The organism is Allobosea sp. RAF48 (assembly GCF_052114025.1).
GTDB lineage: Bacteria > Pseudomonadota > Alphaproteobacteria > Rhizobiales > Beijerinckiaceae > Allobosea.
In genome coordinates this window covers 129,301-144,416 of the sequence record NZ_JBFRDZ010000009.1, presented here as the reverse complement: position 1 = coordinate 144,416, position 15,116 = coordinate 129,301, and the positions used below count along the sequence as shown (strand labels likewise).

General features: G+C 66.7%; 17 protein-coding genes. 6 read left to right on the top strand and 11 right to left on the bottom strand.

What is annotated here, in order from left to right; all coding sequences use genetic code 11:
* Positions 1-5: 5 nt before the first annotated feature.
* Together AB4Z10_RS17915 and AB4Z10_RS17910 are read right to left on the bottom strand one after the other, a co-directional pair.
* Positions 6-1,220: a DUF2336 domain-containing protein gene (locus AB4Z10_RS17915; protein ID WP_441471735.1), complete on the bottom strand. Its 1,215-nt coding sequence runs from the start codon at positions 1,218-1,220 to the stop codon at positions 6-8.
* Positions 1,217-2,296: a lytic transglycosylase domain-containing protein gene (locus tag AB4Z10_RS17910; RefSeq protein WP_441471734.1), complete on the bottom strand. Its 1,080-nt coding sequence runs from the start codon at positions 2,294-2,296 to the stop codon at positions 1,217-1,219. The genes AB4Z10_RS17915 and AB4Z10_RS17910 overlap by 4 nt, the downstream gene beginning before the upstream one ends.
* Before the next feature lie 193 nt (positions 2,297-2,489).
* Here AB4Z10_RS17910 and AB4Z10_RS17905 point away from each other — a divergent pair, with 193 nt between their 5' ends.
* The 3 genes from AB4Z10_RS17905 to AB4Z10_RS17895 are packed head-to-tail and all read left to right on the top strand — an operon-like array spanning position 2,490 to position 4,105.
* Entirely contained in the window at positions 2,490-2,987 is a 498-nt protein-coding gene (locus AB4Z10_RS17905; RefSeq protein ID WP_441471733.1) for a MaoC family dehydratase, read from the top strand.
* A 4-nt stretch (positions 2,988-2,991) separates the two neighbouring features.
* Entirely contained in the window at positions 2,992-3,870 is an 879-nt protein-coding gene (locus AB4Z10_RS17900) for an HpcH/HpaI aldolase/citrate lyase family protein (protein WP_441471732.1), read from the top strand.
* A 19-nt stretch (positions 3,871-3,889) separates the two neighbouring features.
* On the top strand, positions 3,890-4,105 hold the full coding sequence (locus AB4Z10_RS17895; protein ID WP_441471731.1) for a heavy-metal-associated domain-containing protein: 216 nt from the start codon (positions 3,890-3,892) through the stop codon (positions 4,103-4,105).
* A gap of 137 nt (positions 4,106-4,242) precedes the next feature.
* Here the strand turns inward: AB4Z10_RS17895 and AB4Z10_RS17890 are convergent, their stop codons facing one another.
* Together AB4Z10_RS17890 and AB4Z10_RS17885 are read right to left on the bottom strand one after the other, a co-directional pair.
* Positions 4,243-4,851: a flavin reductase family protein gene (locus AB4Z10_RS17890; RefSeq protein ID WP_441471730.1), complete on the bottom strand. Its 609-nt coding sequence runs from the start codon at positions 4,849-4,851 to the stop codon at positions 4,243-4,245.
* A gap of 1 nt (position 4,852) precedes the next feature.
* On the bottom strand, positions 4,853-5,422 hold the full coding sequence (locus AB4Z10_RS17885; RefSeq protein WP_441471729.1) for a nitroreductase family protein: 570 nt from the start codon (positions 5,420-5,422) through the stop codon (positions 4,853-4,855).
* A gap of 103 nt (positions 5,423-5,525) precedes the next feature.
* On the opposite strand from AB4Z10_RS17885, the gene AB4Z10_RS17880 reads away from it, so the two are divergent.
* On the top strand, positions 5,526-6,434 hold the full coding sequence (locus AB4Z10_RS17880; protein ID WP_441471728.1) for a hypothetical protein: 909 nt from the start codon (positions 5,526-5,528) through the stop codon (positions 6,432-6,434).
* A 17-nt stretch (positions 6,435-6,451) separates the two neighbouring features.
* On the opposite strand, the gene AB4Z10_RS17875 is transcribed toward AB4Z10_RS17880, so the two are convergent.
* The 5 genes from AB4Z10_RS17875 to thrS all read right to left on the bottom strand — a co-directional run bounded on the left by AB4Z10_RS17875 (position 6,452) and on the right by thrS (position 12,815).
* Positions 6,452-7,177 carry an SGNH/GDSL hydrolase family protein gene (locus AB4Z10_RS17875; protein WP_441471727.1) on the bottom strand — a complete coding sequence of 242 codons (726 nt, stop codon included), beginning with the start codon at positions 7,175-7,177 and terminating at the stop codon, positions 6,452-6,454.
* Between the two features lie 23 nt (positions 7,178-7,200).
* The gene (locus AB4Z10_RS17870; RefSeq protein ID WP_441471726.1) at positions 7,201-8,427 is read right to left on the bottom strand and encodes an OpgC family protein; all 1,227 of its coding nucleotides are present in this window, start codon (positions 8,425-8,427) and stop codon (positions 7,201-7,203) included.
* Between the two features lie 318 nt (positions 8,428-8,745).
* Positions 8,746-9,363 carry a GDYXXLXY domain-containing protein gene (locus AB4Z10_RS17865; protein WP_441471725.1) on the bottom strand — a complete coding sequence of 206 codons (618 nt, stop codon included), beginning with the start codon at positions 9,361-9,363 and terminating at the stop codon, positions 8,746-8,748.
* A complete protein-coding gene (locus tag AB4Z10_RS17860; RefSeq protein ID WP_441471724.1) occupies positions 9,363-10,655 on the bottom strand; it encodes a DUF2157 domain-containing protein in 1,293 nt (430 codons plus the stop codon). Before AB4Z10_RS17860 ends, AB4Z10_RS17865 begins: the two co-directional genes overlap by 1 nt.
* Positions 10,656-10,817: 162 nt before the next feature.
* Positions 10,818-12,815 carry a threonine--tRNA ligase gene (gene thrS / locus AB4Z10_RS17855; protein ID WP_441471723.1) on the bottom strand — a complete coding sequence of 666 codons (1,998 nt, stop codon included), beginning with the start codon at positions 12,813-12,815 and terminating at the stop codon, positions 10,818-10,820.
* A 244-nt stretch (positions 12,816-13,059) separates the two neighbouring features.
* On the opposite strand from thrS, the gene AB4Z10_RS17850 reads away from it, so the two are divergent.
* Entirely contained in the window at positions 13,060-13,293 is a 234-nt protein-coding gene (locus tag AB4Z10_RS17850; protein WP_441471722.1) for a hypothetical protein, read from the top strand.
* On the opposite strand, the gene yidD is transcribed toward AB4Z10_RS17850, so the two are convergent.
* Complete coding sequence (gene yidD, locus AB4Z10_RS17845) at positions 13,256-13,603, bottom strand: membrane protein insertion efficiency factor YidD (protein WP_441471809.1); 348 nt, start codon at positions 13,601-13,603, stop codon at positions 13,256-13,258. The two genes, AB4Z10_RS17850 and yidD, sit on opposite strands and share 38 nt — an antisense overlap.
* A gap of 215 nt (positions 13,604-13,818) precedes the next feature.
* On the opposite strand from yidD, the gene AB4Z10_RS17840 reads away from it, so the two are divergent.
* On the top strand, positions 13,819-14,499 hold the full coding sequence (locus AB4Z10_RS17840) for a phosphatase PAP2 family protein (RefSeq protein ID WP_441471721.1): 681 nt from the start codon (positions 13,819-13,821) through the stop codon (positions 14,497-14,499).
* Here AB4Z10_RS17840 and AB4Z10_RS17835 read toward each other — a convergent pair whose 3' ends face one another.
* The gene (locus AB4Z10_RS17835; protein ID WP_441471720.1) at positions 14,500-14,946 is read right to left on the bottom strand and encodes an iron-sulfur cluster assembly scaffold protein; all 447 of its coding nucleotides are present in this window, start codon (positions 14,944-14,946) and stop codon (positions 14,500-14,502) included. It lies immediately after the preceding gene.
* Positions 14,947-15,116: the final 170 nt, after the last annotated feature.

The window sequence follows — 15,116 nt, the reverse complement described above, 5'->3', positions numbered from 1 at the left end:
TCGTCTCAGGCGACGTCGCGCAGATCGCCCGCTTCGAGCTCCACCAGGAAGGCTGGGTCGGCTTCGATCAACAGGGCAAGTGCCGCATCATCGGCGAACGAATCCGCCAGAACCTTCGCCTCGTCGCGGGCAGCTTCGGAATCCATGCGCCGCAGCAGCGCCATGAGCGAATCGGCCTCCGAACCCTCCATCGCCTCGCAGGCGATCAGGACGTCGCGCAACAAGTCACGGTCGATGCCGTGCCGTGCGCCGCCCGCATCGAAGCCACGGGCATTGAGAGCAAGGATCGCGGCCGTGAAGGCCGGTTCCAGTGCAGTCGGCAATCCGGCCTTGCGGCACAGCGCCTTGAGCCCGGCACCACGTCTGTCGCGCAGCAGCGCTGCGACCCGCGCAGCTGGCAAGTTGGCAAGCGAGACGAAGGCGGCCTCCGCCAGCGCCGGTTCTCCGCTCAGCAGAGAGCGCAGCATCAGGCCGGGCGTCAGCCGCCCGGTCGCGCGCAGAACCTCGACGACCGCCGGCGCATCTGTCGCCTCTCCTCCCGCCGCAAGCGCCACCGCGACGCGCTCGGTGGCCTCGCGCGCGAGGCGGGCGCTGCGCTCGGGGGTCAACCAGCCGCAACCGGCGACGAAGCTTGCCAGCGTGTCCGACACGCGCGCGGCGATGCTCTGCCGCAGCCCGGCGGGCAGGTCCGCCCGCTCCAACAGCGCCTCGCGCAGCGCGCCGCTGTCGCCGCGGCGCTCGACCATGCGTTCAAACGAGAAATCGGGGATTTCTGCGGTGCGGTTGCCTGCGAGCGTGATCAGCGCTTCTTCGCAGCCGACCTCCGCCAACGCTGCGCAGACGCTGACCGGCAGGCAGCGGCGCATCGCTATCGCGCGCTGCGCCAGCGTGTCGCCAACTGCCGCCGCGTCGACCAGATCGGCCTCGGTCAGCACCGGCGAATGCGCCAGGACCAGCGCCGCCACATCGCTCTGATCGGCGATCAAGCCGAGCGCGAGGTTGCGCGGCGTGCGCATCGAGGGAGCCATTTCTTCTGCAATGGCCCGCCGAACCAGCGGCGAGGGGTCGTCGATCAGCGCGATCAGCGCCGTCTCCGCCTCGCGTCGATCCTCGTCCGACATTCCGGAGCGCAGATAGGCGCCCGCAAGCGCGGCAGCGCCCGAGGCGCGCGCTTCGGCCGGTGCGGTCCGAGCCCAGAGCAGGAAACGGCGAACGATCATGCTCCCCCCCGCCGGATCATGAAGGAGGACAGGTCGAGCGGGCCGCGACGTGCTTTCCCTGCCGCCACCGCCTGCGGTGCCGCAGCGGTGGTGGAGGACAGCTCGCTCGGCCGCGAGGGCGGCAACGGCGCGTTGACGACTTTGCCTGAATCGGTCGACGCGAGAGCGTCGGTCGGGGAGTTCGCATCGGACGTCGACGTCGCGTCGCTCTGGCCGGGGCGCGGAAAATAGCGCTCCCCGCCATCGAGCGACGCCATGCGCGTGCCGCCCCGGCTCGGTGTCGTCCAGAGATTGGCGACGGCCTTGGAGACCGGGTCGCGCGAGCCATTGGTGGAGAACAGGCCGACGAGCCCCTTCGCGCGGCCCGGACGCAGCGCAGCGGCGATCTCGGTTTCCGGGATATCGCCCTGCCCCGCCGGAGGGCCTTGCGTGGCGCTCGCCGCAACCTGGGTGTTGGCATGGCTCGCCGCCAGCACGCCATAAACCTCCTGGACACTGCGCGCCTGGCCCGCCTTGTCGTAGAAAATCGACCGGTTGGCCGCCGCCGCCTCCGGGAAGTCGCGCGCCGCGACGCGATTGGGATCACTGGCTGCCGCCTTGATCAGGTCGGAGGCACCGCGCGCACCGAGCACATGCGCCATATAGAGCTCTCCCGCCTGCGGCTGCCGCCCGAGGGCGCCGGCAAGCTGGTCGCGATTCTTCTGCGTCAACGCGCCGGCCATCAACGCCGCCACCTGCGGATCGTTGCGAAGCTGTAGGATCTTCTCCCGCGCAGATGGGTCGGAAACCGTCAGCCGCCCGCCGCTCTCGGAGATTGCATCGGCATATTGTGTGAGACCTTGCTTCGGCCCCTCCTGCTTCACCATGGAAAGCCAGGTCTGCTCGATGAACTGGAAGAGCCCGGTCGCGCTCGACGTCTTGGCCTTGGCCTCCGGCTCCAGCGAGGATTCGCGCTGCGCCGTCTTGAGCAGGTAATCGAAGCCCGCACCTGTCCGCTCCGCGCCTTGACGGATGGCGCTGACGACCGGATTGGCTGGCTGCGCGTCGCGGGTCTGCGGCGTGGTGAACAGGAACATCTGGAGCCTTCGGCATGCGGCTTCCGTGCATTGCGGAAAGCGCAATCCAAACAATGCTCCATTATGGTAAGCGAACCGTTAAGCGCCCCCTCCCAAAGCTTAACGCCGCGCTTTCCGCTTCCCTCCCGGCAGATGGCATTCTACGACTTCTCGCGCCGGCTCAGCGGCGGGCGAGGCGAAGGCGGAGGCGTCGATGGCGAATGTGGTGCGTCACAAGCGTGGCGGTATCTATTTCGAGGATTTCCAGGTCGGCGCGGTGATCGAGCACGGCCTGACCCGAACCGTCACACAGATGGACAACATGTTGTTCTCCAACATGACGCTCAACCCGCAACCCCTTCATATCGACGCACATTTCTGCGCGACCGAGACCGAGTGGGGCAAGCCGCTGATGAACTCGCTCTTCACCCTTGGCCTGATGATTGGCATCTCCGTCAACGACACCACAGTCGGCACCACCATCGGCAATCTCGGCATGACCGACGTCACCTTCCCCGCCCCGCTTTTCGAGGGCGACACCGTGAATTGCACGACGGAAATCGTCTCCAAGCGCGAGTCGCGCTCGCGGCCCGATGCCGGCATCGTCGACTTCCTGCACAAGGCCTACAAGCAGGACGGCACGCTCGTCGCCCAGTGCCGTCGCCAGGCCTTCATGCGCAAGCGGCCCGCCCCCGCCACGGTCGCGGTCTGACGTCATGCGTTCGCTCCTGTTCGTGCCGGGCGACAGCCCGAAGAAGCAGCTCAAGGGCCTGGAGAGCAGCGCCGACGCGCTGATCCTGGATCTGGAGGATTCCGTCGCGCTCGACGCCAAGCCGCAGGCGCGCGAGATCACCCGCGCCTTCCTGGACGCCACCCGCCCGCTGCCGAAGCGCCCGCTGCTGATCGTGCGCATCAACGGCCTCGCCACGGGGATGAGCGACGCCGATCTCGACGCCGTCATGCCCGGCGCGCCCGACGCGATCATGCTGCCGAAATCGGAAGGTGGCGCCGATGTTGGCCACCTCGCCGCCAAGATCGCGGTGCGCGAAGCGGAGTCCGACCTGCCCGACGGCACCACGCGGATCGTGCCCATCACCACCGAGAACGCCAAGGGCATCTTCGGGCTCGGCAGCTATAGCCGCTCCTCCCACCGGCTGATGGCCCTGACCTGGGGAGCCGAAGACCTCTCAGCCGATCTCGGCGCCGAAGCCAACCGGCTGGAGGACGGCTCCTATACCGATCCCTACCGCCTCGCCCGCGCGCTGACGCTGTTCGGGGCAACGGCGGCGCAGGTCGAGGCGATCGACACCGTCTTCACCAATTTCCGGGACGAAGCCGCCTTCCGCGCCGAATGCCTGGCGGCGCGGCGGGACGGCTTCACCGGCAAGATGGCGATCCATCCGGCCCAGGTTGCGCCGATCAACGAGATTTTCTCGCCCTCGCCGGCAGCACTGGCCAAGGCGGAGCAGATCGTCGCGCTGTTTGCGGCCAATCCCGGAGCCGGCGTCATCGGCCTCGATGGTGAAATGCTCGATCGTCCCCATCTGGTCAGGGCGCAGCGGCTTCTCGCGTGCGCTCAGAAACTGGCTGAATGATCGGCCCGAGGCGATTCGGATGACTCAGGTTTTTGCGATTTCGGGCATGCATTGCGGCGGCTGCGCCTCGCGCGTCCAACAGGCGGCCACGGCGCTTGTCGCGGGCGCGAAAGTCACGCTCGACCCGCCGCAACTGACTTTGCCGGATGGCGTCGACCTCGACGCCGAGGCGATCAACCGCGCCCTCTCCCCACTCGGCGACTACCGCGCCAAAGGGCCTCTGGCGCAGGGCTGAAGCCGGCAGTCACAGAGGGCCACGCTCGGGCGCGGCCCGAGCATCTCCGGCCGAAGGAGGCCTGGCATCCTCCTGTCACGAGATCCTCGGGTCTGCGCTTCGCTCCACCCGAGAATGACGCCGGCCCGACGACCGCCCTACCCGCCCGCCGGCCGCTGGATCGAGAACAGGCTCGTCACCTCGGCATAATCGGCATAGCCGCAGCGCGCGATCGGGTTGGCGCCGGCCGTATCGAAGCGCCCGTCCTTGACGAAGGCATCGTCGACGAAGGTGCCGACGACCTGCCCAAGCACCATCCAGCGCGGCACGGCGTTGCCGTCGAGATCATGAAGTTGCTGGATCGAAAGCAGCTTGCACTCGAGCGCAGCCGGCGTGCCTGCGACGCGCGGCGGCTTGACGAAGCGCGACGGCGCCATTTCGAGCCCGGCATGGATGTACTCGTTCTCGCCGCGCGGCAGCGGCGCCGAGGTCAGGTTCATCTGCTGCGCCAGCACCTTCGTCACCAGCGAGCAGGTGAATTCGCCGGTCTCCTCGATGAAGGAGACCGCATCCTTCTTGTTCTCCGAAGAGAACATCACGATGTTCGGCCGCGACGAGATCGCGTTGAAGAAGCTGTAGGGCGAGAGATTGACCTCACCCTTCGCGCTCAGCGCCGTGATCCAGCCGATCGGCCTTGGCGCCACGATCGCCTTGAACGGATCGTAGGTGAAGCCGAGTTCGTCCTTCGTCGCGGAGTAGTAGCTCACGTCAGGCACCGTAATAGCTGACGATGTCGGCCATCACCGGGCGGTCTCGATCGGTGATGGGCGCGGTCGGCGTGCCGATATGAATGAAGCCGGCCATCCGCTCGTCCTCGGCGAGCCCGAACGCGGTCATCACCTCGCGGTCGAAGGAGAACCAGTTCGTCAGCCAGGAGCCGGCATAGCCCATGGCATAGGCCGCGACGAGCAGGTTCATGCAGACGGCGCCTGCCGAGAGCTCTTGCTCCCAGAGCGGGATCTTGACGTGCTCGCGCGCCCGCGAGACCACCCCCACGATGACGGGCGCATGCAGCAGGCGCTTGCGCTCGAACTCGACCTGATCGTCGTTCGCCTGGGGGTTCTTCTTCCGGAAGACGCGCGCGACCACCTCGGCCGCCTCCTCGCGCGCCGCACCGGCGAAGATGATGAAGCGCCATGGCGCCAGCTTCCCGTGATCCGGCACACGCGCCGCGATCGCCAGCAATTCGTCGAGCTCGGCGCCTTGCGGCCCCGGAGCGGAGAGGAACTGCGGCGGCACAGAGCGACGCAGCTTGAGCAGAGAGAGCGTATCGGTCATGAAACATCCGGATGATGGCGATAGGATTGACCTATTCCTTCGCCATGATGAGGACAAGCGTGCCTGCTCATACATGGCCGCAGGGGCGTCGAGGACGGAAAGCATGTTTGAATTGGATGGTTTTGAAGCTGGCCGCCGCCTCGCCGGCGTCGTCTTCGCCATGGCCGTCCTCTTATCGCCGGCATCAGCCCAAACCACGACGCCCGACGCCGGCCCCGGCGCGGACACCCAGGCCCCCGCGATCCCCGGCGCTCCGAGCGCACAGGCCAGGCTCAGCGTCTCCGCGCAGTTCGCAAGCGATCGCAGGCCGATCAAGTCCGGGCTGAACTGGCGCATCCTCAGCGAAACCGTGGACGGATCGGCCCCAAAAATCATCGCGCGCTCCTCCGAATCCGAACCCAGCTTCTCGGTGCCACCGGGCAACTACATCGTCCATGCCGCCTACGGCTTCGCCAGCGGCACCAAGCGCGTCAGCGTAGGCGCGCAGGGGCTGCGCGATCAGGTGCAGATCAGCGCCGGCGCGCTCTCGCTGGCGGGCTCGATCGGTGACGCCCCGATCCCGGCCGGGCAGCTCACCTTCTCCGTCTTCGTGCCCCTGCAGGGAAACTCGGAAGGGCGGCTCATCACCAGCGGCGCCAAGGCCGGCGAGATCATCCGCCTGCCCGAGGGCACCTATCATGTCGTCTCCACCTACGGCGACTCAAACGCCATCCAGCGCGCCGACGTGAAGGTCGAGACCGGCAAGGTCACCGAAGCCACGCTGCATCACCGCGCCGCCAAGGTCACCCTGAAGCTCGTCGCCAGCGCCGGAGGCGAGGCCTTCGCCGGCACCGCCTTCAGCGTGCTGACGCCGGGCGGCGACGTCATCCGCGAGGCCATCGGCGCCTTCCCGCAGGTCATCCTGGCCGAGGGCGACTATGTCCTGATCGCCCGGCAGGAGGGACAGGTCTATTCGCGCGACTTCAAGGTCGAGTCGGGCTCCGACCGCGATATCGAGGTTCTCGCGAAGTAGTCGGGCTTCGCCAGCGCTCAGTTCACCGGCTTCATCTCACGGCCTGCCGTCTCGATCCGGACATTGCCGATGCCTGAGACGATCCCGTCGGCGAGGCGCAGGCCGAGGCAGCGATAGCCGGCATCGACGAGATGCAGCCCGTCCATGCCGAGCAGTTCCTCCGGCGTGAATTGCCGCGAATTCGACCAGCCCTTCATCAGCGCATAGCGCGGGAAGAGCGAGATGCCCTGCTCCTGCGCCGTCCGCATCAGGACCGCGCGATAGTCGTCGTAATGCGGATAGCGCCCCTCGCGCGGCAACCACGGCAGATCCATCAGCACCATGTCGATCCCGGCGGCGCGCGCCTTGCCGATGCCCTTGTTGAGGATCTTGGCGAGCTTCTCCTCGCCGATGTCGCGGATCGCGTCGTTGATGACGGTCTGCCAGATCACGATCGCGGGCTTCTCGTCGATGACGTCCGCCTGCATGCGGAGCAGCATGTCGTACGCTGACTGGCCGCCGACCCCCTTGTTGACGACATTGACCTCGGCGCCGGGCAGGCGGCGTCTGAGTTCGGTCTGCAGCACCGACGGATAGCTCTTGTCCTCAGCGCTGGCTCCGGAGCCGGCCGTCGCGGACGAGCCGAGCGCCACGATCGTCAGCTTGCCGGTTTCCTGCAGTGCCTTGCGCGCGGCTGGCAAATTCGGCTGGAAGACGGGCTTCGTCGCATCGGCGCGGCAGCGTGTGTCGGACAGCGCCGGCATCGGCACCGCGATGGCGGATGAATTCAGCGCGAGGAAAAGGAGGGCCGCGGCGCCTGCGCGCCACGGGCCGGGACAGGTTCGGCGCTTGCGCCGCGTTTCGTGATCGAGTGGTACCACGACAGGAAAATCCCTAACCCTGCCAAAATAGTAATGCCCGCTGTGCAAATCAGCAACTGAATGCCCAAAGCGAAGGACGTTTCCGCCAGGACGATCTGCCCGATGATCGAGAGCACGATCCCGACGCAGAACACGTGGAGCGAATTCTGCCCCGTCGAAGCCAATGCGCGCCCGACTGCCGGCTTCGCCATCGCCCCGCCCGTCGGCAGCCAGCGGATCGCGAGCCACGCCAGCGCGCCGATATGCATCAGCCGGGTCCAGGCCAGATTGGTCTTATCCGAGCCGAGCTGGACGGAATCGAACCAATCATTCAACGCGCCGATGCCCGTCGGGTTGCCTGACGAGATCTTTACCACCCAGGCGAAGGCGATGAACGCGACGGCAGCCACATCGAGCCACAGCAGCCGCGGCGCGGCAACGCCGAGCTGCGCCGCCCGGCCGATGATGATCCCGACCGTGAAAACGACTTGCCAGGCGAAGGGGTTGAAGAACCAGACACCGGCACTGCCGTTCGGCAGGTTGAGCTCGAAGGCGAGCGCGACCTGCCAGATCGTCAGCGAGATGGCGAGCGCCAGCAGCGGGCTGATCCGCACGGCATAGTAGATCGCCGGGAACAGCGCGAGCAGCACGATGTAGAGCGGCAGGATGTCGAGATAGGACGGCTGATAGGTCAATGTCAGCGCGCCGATCAGCGCCTCGACCGTGTCGCGGAAGAAGGGCTGGATATTGATCGTCTCGATGTAGAGCGGGTTCTGCGTCTGCGTAACCGCGGTGGCGACGACCCCGCAGACGAGCACGAACACCGCGATATGAGCGATGTAGAGCGTCCATATCCGCCCGCCGAGCTTCAGCGCTGCGAGCGACAGGCCACGTTGCTCGATCAGCCCGCCATAGGCCAGGGTAGCCGAGACGCCGGCCAGCAGGACGAAGATATCGGCCGCGTCCGAGAAGCCGTAGCTGTGCGGCATATAGGCCGAGACCACGTTCCCCGGCATGTGGTTGATGAAGATGATCAGCAGCGCGAGCCCGCGCACCACGTCGATCCGCGCATCCCGCCCGCCGGCAGAGCGCACCACGCCGTCGGCCCGTTGGCCGAGAAGCAGGAAGCGTCTGAAGGAGGGGATGGACGACACGGGGCTGTCCTTCAGCAGCGAGGAAAGGCTCGGGCGGAACGCAGGCGGCTGGTCGCGGTTCCCCGTCGACGGGCCTTGAGATGAACATTCCCTGTCGAGTCTGTTCATCTGCCGTTCATATAACTGAAGAGGATTCCCGTCACGCGGCGCGTTGTCACAAGCGCGTGTGGCGACCGTTCTGCCGCTTTGCGGCGGAGGTGAGACAAATCGCCTGCGAGCGTCTGGCAACACGGCAACGTGATGCGCCCCAGCCGCTGTGCAGCTGTCAGAGCGCCGCTTCAATTCCGCGCAATCGTTGATTGGCGGACTGCCCGCCCGTCAGTAGGGCGGTTCCTGATAGACCTGCTTGCCGTCGATCAGCAGTCGCTTGATCGCGGCCTCGCCCGACGGCGACACGGCCGCGACGACCTCGATGCGGGCCTTTTCGGTGGTCTCGATCGCCTTGCCCTCGCCCTGGGGCACGAAATAGCTCTCGAGCCCGTAGGCGATGCGCAGGCGGCTGCCGCTTCGGTTGCAATCAGTCTGGCCGTTGGCGTTGATCGCGCAGCCTCCGATCGACGTCACGCGCCCGGCGATCACGACCGCCTCGCCGCTGCCTTTCGGCCATTCGCGCGAGACGCCGAGCGCCCGCGCAAAGCCCTGCTCGTCGCGGCCGAGCGTGACGAAGACGCTGTCGCCGCGCTGGTATGGCCGCGCGCCCTCCGGCCCCGTCTCGACCATGCTGATCGGATAGGCGAGCACGACATAATCACCGCGGAAGAGATCGCGCGGATCGACCGGCACCGTCTTCAGCCGCACCTCCGTGCCGTTGCGCAGGATGCGCGCCCGCTGCTCGACCAGTGCGAGCAAGGCGAGACCCAGCACCAGCGCGGCGGCGACCGTGCGCCAGAGCAGTGGCACCTTCACGGCAATCCCATCGGCCGAGAACGGACGCATCACGCGGCCTCCTTCCCGGCAGGCGGGTTCAGCCGCGCGAACAGGCGCCGCGCCCCGGAGGCAACGGCCAGCAGCGCCGCCCCGGCGACGAGGAAGAACAGCGACTGGTCGAGCAGCGTGCCGATCGTCTGCCAGAGCAGGATCAGGATCGCGATGCCGAACAGGATGGAACCCGCCATGACGAGCCGGCGAACGCCCCCCGCCGCCCCGGCGACCATGAGAGCGGTAGCCGAGAGGAGGATGAGGCTTGCCACGGCAATCTTGCCGGGCATGCCGGTGGCGGTGCCGCTCCAGAACACGGCGGGCACCAGCAGCGACAGCACGAGCGCTGCCGCCAGCGGCCAGGTGAAGCGCCGGTCACGAGCTGTTACCCCGGCCAGGATCGTCAGCGGGACCGCGACGGCATAAGCGTAGAACACGAAGAGGAAGGCATGCCCGGCGCGGGCCTCGTCATTGTCGAGGATGCGGATCAGCTCGGCATTGAGAACGACCACGAGTCCGAGCAGGCCCCAGGGCAGGCAGGCCGTCAGCAGGCCCGGACCGCCCCGGTCGAGCGCGATCGCGCCCAGCGCGACATAAAGTGCCGAGACGGCCAGCCCATAGGCGAGAAGGCCGTAATCGAAGCGCTCGAACAGCCAGTAGCCGGGCGCCATGCCGATCCAGAACGCGCCGGTGAGCACGGCAAGATGCTGGATCAGCCGGTTATTGCGCGACAGGGCCAGCCACAGCGCCGGAAGATAGAGGATGAAGAACTCGAAATGGGCGCCGCCGCGCGCTTCCTCCCAGCGCCCAAAGCTCCAGGCGCAGATGGCGACGAAGGCGATGGCGAGAGCTCCGCTCGACCGCATCAGGAAGGCGACCGCGAGTGCTCCCAGCGCGACCAGCACGGCCCCACCTGCCCAATCAGCCGGCAGATGGTACATCTGCCCGACGAGCGCGACCCCGGCGCCGAAGATCAGCACGCCGCAGGTCACTGCCGCATCGCTGCCGCGGGCTGAGCCCCCGCGCTCCAGCCGGAAGGCGAGCGCAAGGCAGACCGCGATGCTCGCGAGGATCATGCCGAGCTTGGCGAGGCGCGGGATCGCCTCCCAGTTTGCAGCGACGAAGGCCGCGACGCTCGATGCGATCAGCAGCCCGCCAAGCAGGCCAAGCAGCGCCGGCAGGCCGAAACCGCTCTGCTCACGGGCAACGGAGCGGCGGATCGAGCCGGCGCTCTCGGCGCTGAGCAGCCCGCCATCGACCCAGCGGATGAGATCGGCCTCGAGCCGCTTGCGATAGGAACCCGTCAGCATCGCCGGCAATCTGGCATGAGCGAAGCGGCTTTAGCTAGAGGTACGCTCCAACGACCGTCATTCTCGGGCGAAGCAAGGCTTCGACCCGAGAATCTCTCAGGGGACAGGAGCCTCTCTTTCCCGTCATGCCCGGGGCAAGCCCGGGCATGACGGAGGGACAGGTCACGCCGCCTTGGCTGCCTTCGTCCGCGCGACGTCCGGCGCCGACGCCTCCTGCGTCAGCGTGGCGAGCGCTTCCGAGAGCGGCATCACCGTCTGGGCCTGGCTGCCGAGGCGGCGGATCGTCACGGTCTTCTCCTCGGCCTCGCGCTTGCCGACGGCGATGATGACCGGGACCTTCGCCAGCGAGTGCTCCCGCACCTTGTAGGAGATCTTCTCGTTGCGCAGGTCGGCGCGGGCGCGCAGGCCGGCGCCCATTAGAGCCATCGTCACCTCCTCGGCATAGCCGTCGGCGTCCGAGGTGATCGGCGAGACCACGATCTGCTCGGGCGCCAGCCAGAGCGGGAAATGCCCGGCATGGTGCTCGATCAGGATGCCGGTGAAGCGCTCCAGCGAGCCGCAGATGGCACGGTGGACCATGACCGGCTGCTTCTTCTCGCCATCGGCGCCGATATAGAAGGCGCCGAAACGCTCCGGCAGGTTGAAGTCGACCTGCGTCGTGCCGCACTGCCAGTCGCGGCCGATGGCGTCGCGCAGCACATATTCGAACTTCGGCCCGTAGAACGCGCCCTCGCCCGGATTGATCTCGGTCTTGATCCGGTTGCCCGACTGTGCCGCGATCTGCTCCAGCACCTTGGTCATGACGTCCTCGGCGTGGTCCCACAGCTCGTCGGAGCCGACGCGCTTCTCGGGCCGGGTCGAGAGCTTGATGACGAGGTCGTCGGTGAAGCCGAAATCCGAATAGACCGAGAGGATCAGGTCGTTGATCTTCAGGCACTCGGCCGCGAGCTGCTCCTCGGTGCAGAAGATATGCGCGTCGTCCTGCGTGAAGCCGCGCACGCGCATCAGCCCGTGCAGCGCGCCGGACGGCTCGTAGCGATGGACGTTGCCGAACTCAGCGAGGCGGATCGGCAGGTCGCGATAGCTCTTCAGCCCGTGCTTGAAGATCTGGACATGGCCGGGGCAGTTCATCGGCTTCAGGGCGAAGACGCGATGGTCGCGCTCGGCATCGGCCGGGTTCTCGAAGGCCGCAGCCGACTTCACCGCGAACATGTTGTCCTGGTACCAGCCCCAGTGGCCGGAGGTCTCCCAGAGCGACTTGTCGAGGATCTGCGGCGCATTCACCTCCTCATAGTCGGCAGCGAGGCGCCGGCGCATATAGGCGATGATCTCCTGGAAGAGCCGCCAGCCCTTGGAGTGCCAGAACACGACGCCCGGCCCCTCCTCCTGGAAGTGGAACAGGTCCATCTCCCGACCAAGCTTGCGGTGGTCGCGCTTTTCCGCCTCCTCGAGCTGCTTGAGATAGGCGTCGAGTTCCTCCTGCTTGGCGAAGGCGGTACCGTAGATGCGGGTCAGCATCGCGTTCTTGCTGTCACCGCGCCAATAGGCGCCGGCGGTCTTCATCAGCTTGAAGGCGTTGCCGACCTTGCCGACGGAGGTCATGTGCGGGCCGCGGCAGAGGTCGATCCAATCGCCCTGCGCGTACATCTTCAGTGTCTGGTCGGCCGGAATTGCATCGACCAACTCGACCTTGTAGGCCTCGCCCTTGTTGGCGAAGAAGTCCTTGGCCTTGTCGCGGCTCCAGACCTCCTTGGTGAAGGGCTTATCGCGCGCGATGATCTCGCGCATCTTCTTCTCGATCGCCGGGAAGTCCTCCGGGGTGAAGGGCTCGTTGCGGGCGAAATCGTAGTAGAAGCCGCTCTCGATGACGGGGCCGATCGTCACCTGCGTGCCGGGGAAAAGCTCCTGCACGGCTTCGGCGAGCACGTGCGCGGTGTCGTGCCGGATCAGCTCCAGCGAACGCGGATCTTCCCGGTTCAGGAACTCGATCCTGGCATCGCGCTCGATCGGATCGGCGAGATCGACGACCGAGCCGTCGAGCGCCATGGCGACGGTGCGCTTCAGGAGAGAGGGGGAAATGCCCTTGGCGATATCGACCCCGGTGATGCCGGAGGGGAATTCGCGCTTGGCGCCATCGGGAAAAGTCAGGGAGATCGTCATCGATCGCGCTCCTGCTCACTCGGGGATACGAACCCCGTAAGTCAAGGCCGACTGCCTGTCGGAAGAGCGCGCGGGCCCGCAGCCGGTTCGGCGCGCGCGAGAGGCACTCGCCTATACGACGGTGCGGCAGCGCGCAATCACGGAGAGCCGCGAGCTTGCCGATTTGTCACGCCATGGTCAGGCCCCCGCAAACGTGCTGCAATCACCCTTGAGGCTCCTGAATCCCATCCGGAAAGGACCGCCCATGATCCGCATCTCGCTGGCTGCCCTGCTGTTTGCCGTTTCCGTCCCGGCCCTCGCTCAGGATCAGGCTGCGGTGCGCGCCGCCTGTCAGGCGGATTTCGCGAAGAACTGTCCCGGCGTCAGGCCCGGCGGCGGCCGTCTGCTCGCCTGCATGCACCAGAAGGAGGCTTCTTTCTCGGATGGCTGCAAGGATGCGCTCAAGGCCGCCCAGGCCCAGCGTCCAGGGAATTCCTAGGGCCCGGCGCAGCGAGCCCTGCCGATTCAGGCACGCGGGTTCCACGCCAGCGGCCGTATCGCCACGGACGAAACCAGTTCGCACCCGCCGGCAGTTCCTCGCAGACGATATCGATGCCGCTCGTTCCCCATGGGTTGCAGCGACAGATCCGCGCAAGGCCCACCCAGCCGCCGCGCCACAGGCCGAAGCGCTGGATCGCCTCGTCGGTATAGACGGAGCAGCTTGGCCAATGCCGACAATGGCGTCCGACCAGCATGGAGAGACTGAGCTGATAGCCGCGAATTGCGAAATGTGCAGAACGGCGCGGCAAAAGCGCAAGGCTTCGCAAGCGCGAAAATCTTTGCTTAACAAAGAGACGCTGGAATAGATCGTCTGCTTCGTCTTGTTCAGTCGCCACCAGAACCCGCTTTCCATTCCCGCCTTCAATTGCCTAGTACCGGAAACATGATGCGCGCCGCTCGCTTTCGCCATGCCCTCCTTCGCCCAGTCCACCTGCGCAATACTCTTGCGGGTTTCGGACTGGCGTTGAGCCTCGGCCTCGCTGCGCCGGCCTCGGCCCAGCAGCGGCCTTACCTGCTCTGGCTCGACGGCGCGAAGATCGACGTCGCGCATATCATCGGCCTGCCCCCGGCGCAGAACAGCCCGGAAGCCAAGGCCGAGTTCGAGCAGGTGCAGCAGCTCACGCAGGGCCGCACGCCGGAGCGCGAGAAGCAGGCGATCGCCGACCAGCGCCAGGGGCTGGTCAACTTCCTGAATGGCATGGAAACGAACTATGTCGACAGCACCCATCGCGAGGTGCGGCTGTTGTTCCGCGAAGCGCAGGTCGAGCTTGGCATCCTGCTGAAGAGCGTCCACCGCCTGACGAGTCGCACGCGCCCCTTCCAGCTCTGGTCCAAGGTCCGCGTCAAGCCCTGCCCCGGTGCGCGCCCGGAGGGTACGTCCTTCCCCTCCGCCCATGCGGCGACGGCTGCGCTCTATTCGGAACTGCTCAAGACGGCGGTCCCCTCAATGGCGGACAAGCTCGAAGAGCGCGTCAAGAGCTATGACGAAAGCCGCCTGATCTGCGGCTTCCACTTTCCCAGCGATCTCGCCGCCGGCGACAAGGTCGGGCGTGCCGTCGCCAAGGCCCTGCTGGCGGAACGCGCCTTCAAGGCCCGCTTCGACGAGACGATTCCGGAGATCAAGGTCGCCTTCGGCGTGAAGTGATCAGGCAGCGGCCTCGCGCCGCCGCGCCTCGATCTGGTCGATCGCATCAACCACCGCATCGAAGGTCAGCATCGTCGAGGCGTGGCGCGCCTTGAAGTCGCGCACCGGCACGAGCACGGCAAGATCGCTCCATTTGCCCTCCGGCGGCTCGGCATTCTCCTTCAGGATGGCGCGGGCCTGCTCGCGCACCCGGCGCAGCTCCTCCGCCGTCGAGCCGACGATATGCCGTGCCATGATCGAGGAGGAAGCCTGTCCGAGCGCGCAGGCCTTCACCTCATGGCCGAAGCCGGTGACGACGTCGCCCTCCATGGTGACATCGACTGTCACGGTGGAGCCGCATAACTTCGAATGAGCCCGCGCCGTGGCGTCCGGAGACGGCAGCCGCTGCAGCAGGGGGATGTTGGCCGCAAGCGAAAGGATGCGCTTGTTGTAGACGTCGTCCAGCATGGCTTGGTCTCTCGCCGATCTGGAATGACCGGCCTGGGAACCCAATATAGGGTTGATCGCCGCGAAACGGGAGGGCATGGAAACCTCTTCCGCCTGAGGGCGTGAAACTTGTCGCAACGGCCTCGCGGTCGCGGTCGCTTGGCCGCCGAGCGCGTGGCCCCCACCGTCCC

Bases quoted from the DNA above. Each gene is read 5' to 3' on its own strand.
- AB4Z10_RS17860 (WP_441471724.1), bottom strand. From the start codon at position 10,655: ATGCTGACGGGTTCCTATCGCAAGCGGCTCGAGGCCGATCTCATCCGC.
- AB4Z10_RS17895 (WP_441471731.1), top strand. From the start codon at position 3,890: ATGACTCAGGTTTTTGCGATTTCGGGCATGCATTGCGGCGGCTGCGCC.
- AB4Z10_RS17905 (WP_441471733.1), top strand. From the start codon at position 2,490: ATGGCGAATGTGGTGCGTCACAAGCGTGGCGGTATCTATTTCGAGGAT.
- AB4Z10_RS17900 (WP_441471732.1), top strand. From the start codon at position 2,992: ATGCGTTCGCTCCTGTTCGTGCCGGGCGACAGCCCGAAGAAGCAGCTC.
- AB4Z10_RS17875 (WP_441471727.1), bottom strand. From the start codon at position 7,177: ATGCCGGCGCTGTCCGACACACGCTGCCGCGCCGATGCGACGAAGCCC.
- AB4Z10_RS17865 (WP_441471725.1), bottom strand. From the start codon at position 9,363: ATGCGTCCGTTCTCGGCCGATGGGATTGCCGTGAAGGTGCCACTGCTC.
- AB4Z10_RS17880 (WP_441471728.1), top strand. From the start codon at position 5,526: ATGTTTGAATTGGATGGTTTTGAAGCTGGCCGCCGCCTCGCCGGCGTC.
- thrS (WP_441471723.1), bottom strand. From the start codon at position 12,815: ATGACGATCTCCCTGACTTTTCCCGATGGCGCCAAGCGCGAATTCCCC.
- AB4Z10_RS17885 (WP_441471729.1), bottom strand. From the start codon at position 5,422: ATGACCGATACGCTCTCTCTGCTCAAGCTGCGTCGCTCTGTGCCGCCG.
- AB4Z10_RS17835 (WP_441471720.1), bottom strand. From the start codon at position 14,946: ATGCTGGACGACGTCTACAACAAGCGCATCCTTTCGCTTGCGGCCAAC.
- AB4Z10_RS17910 (WP_441471734.1), bottom strand. From the start codon at position 2,296: ATGTTCCTGTTCACCACGCCGCAGACCCGCGACGCGCAGCCAGCCAAT.
- AB4Z10_RS17915 (WP_441471735.1), bottom strand. From the start codon at position 1,220: ATGATCGTTCGCCGTTTCCTGCTCTGGGCTCGGACCGCACCGGCCGAA.
- AB4Z10_RS17850 (WP_441471722.1), top strand. From the start codon at position 13,060: ATGATCCGCATCTCGCTGGCTGCCCTGCTGTTTGCCGTTTCCGTCCCG.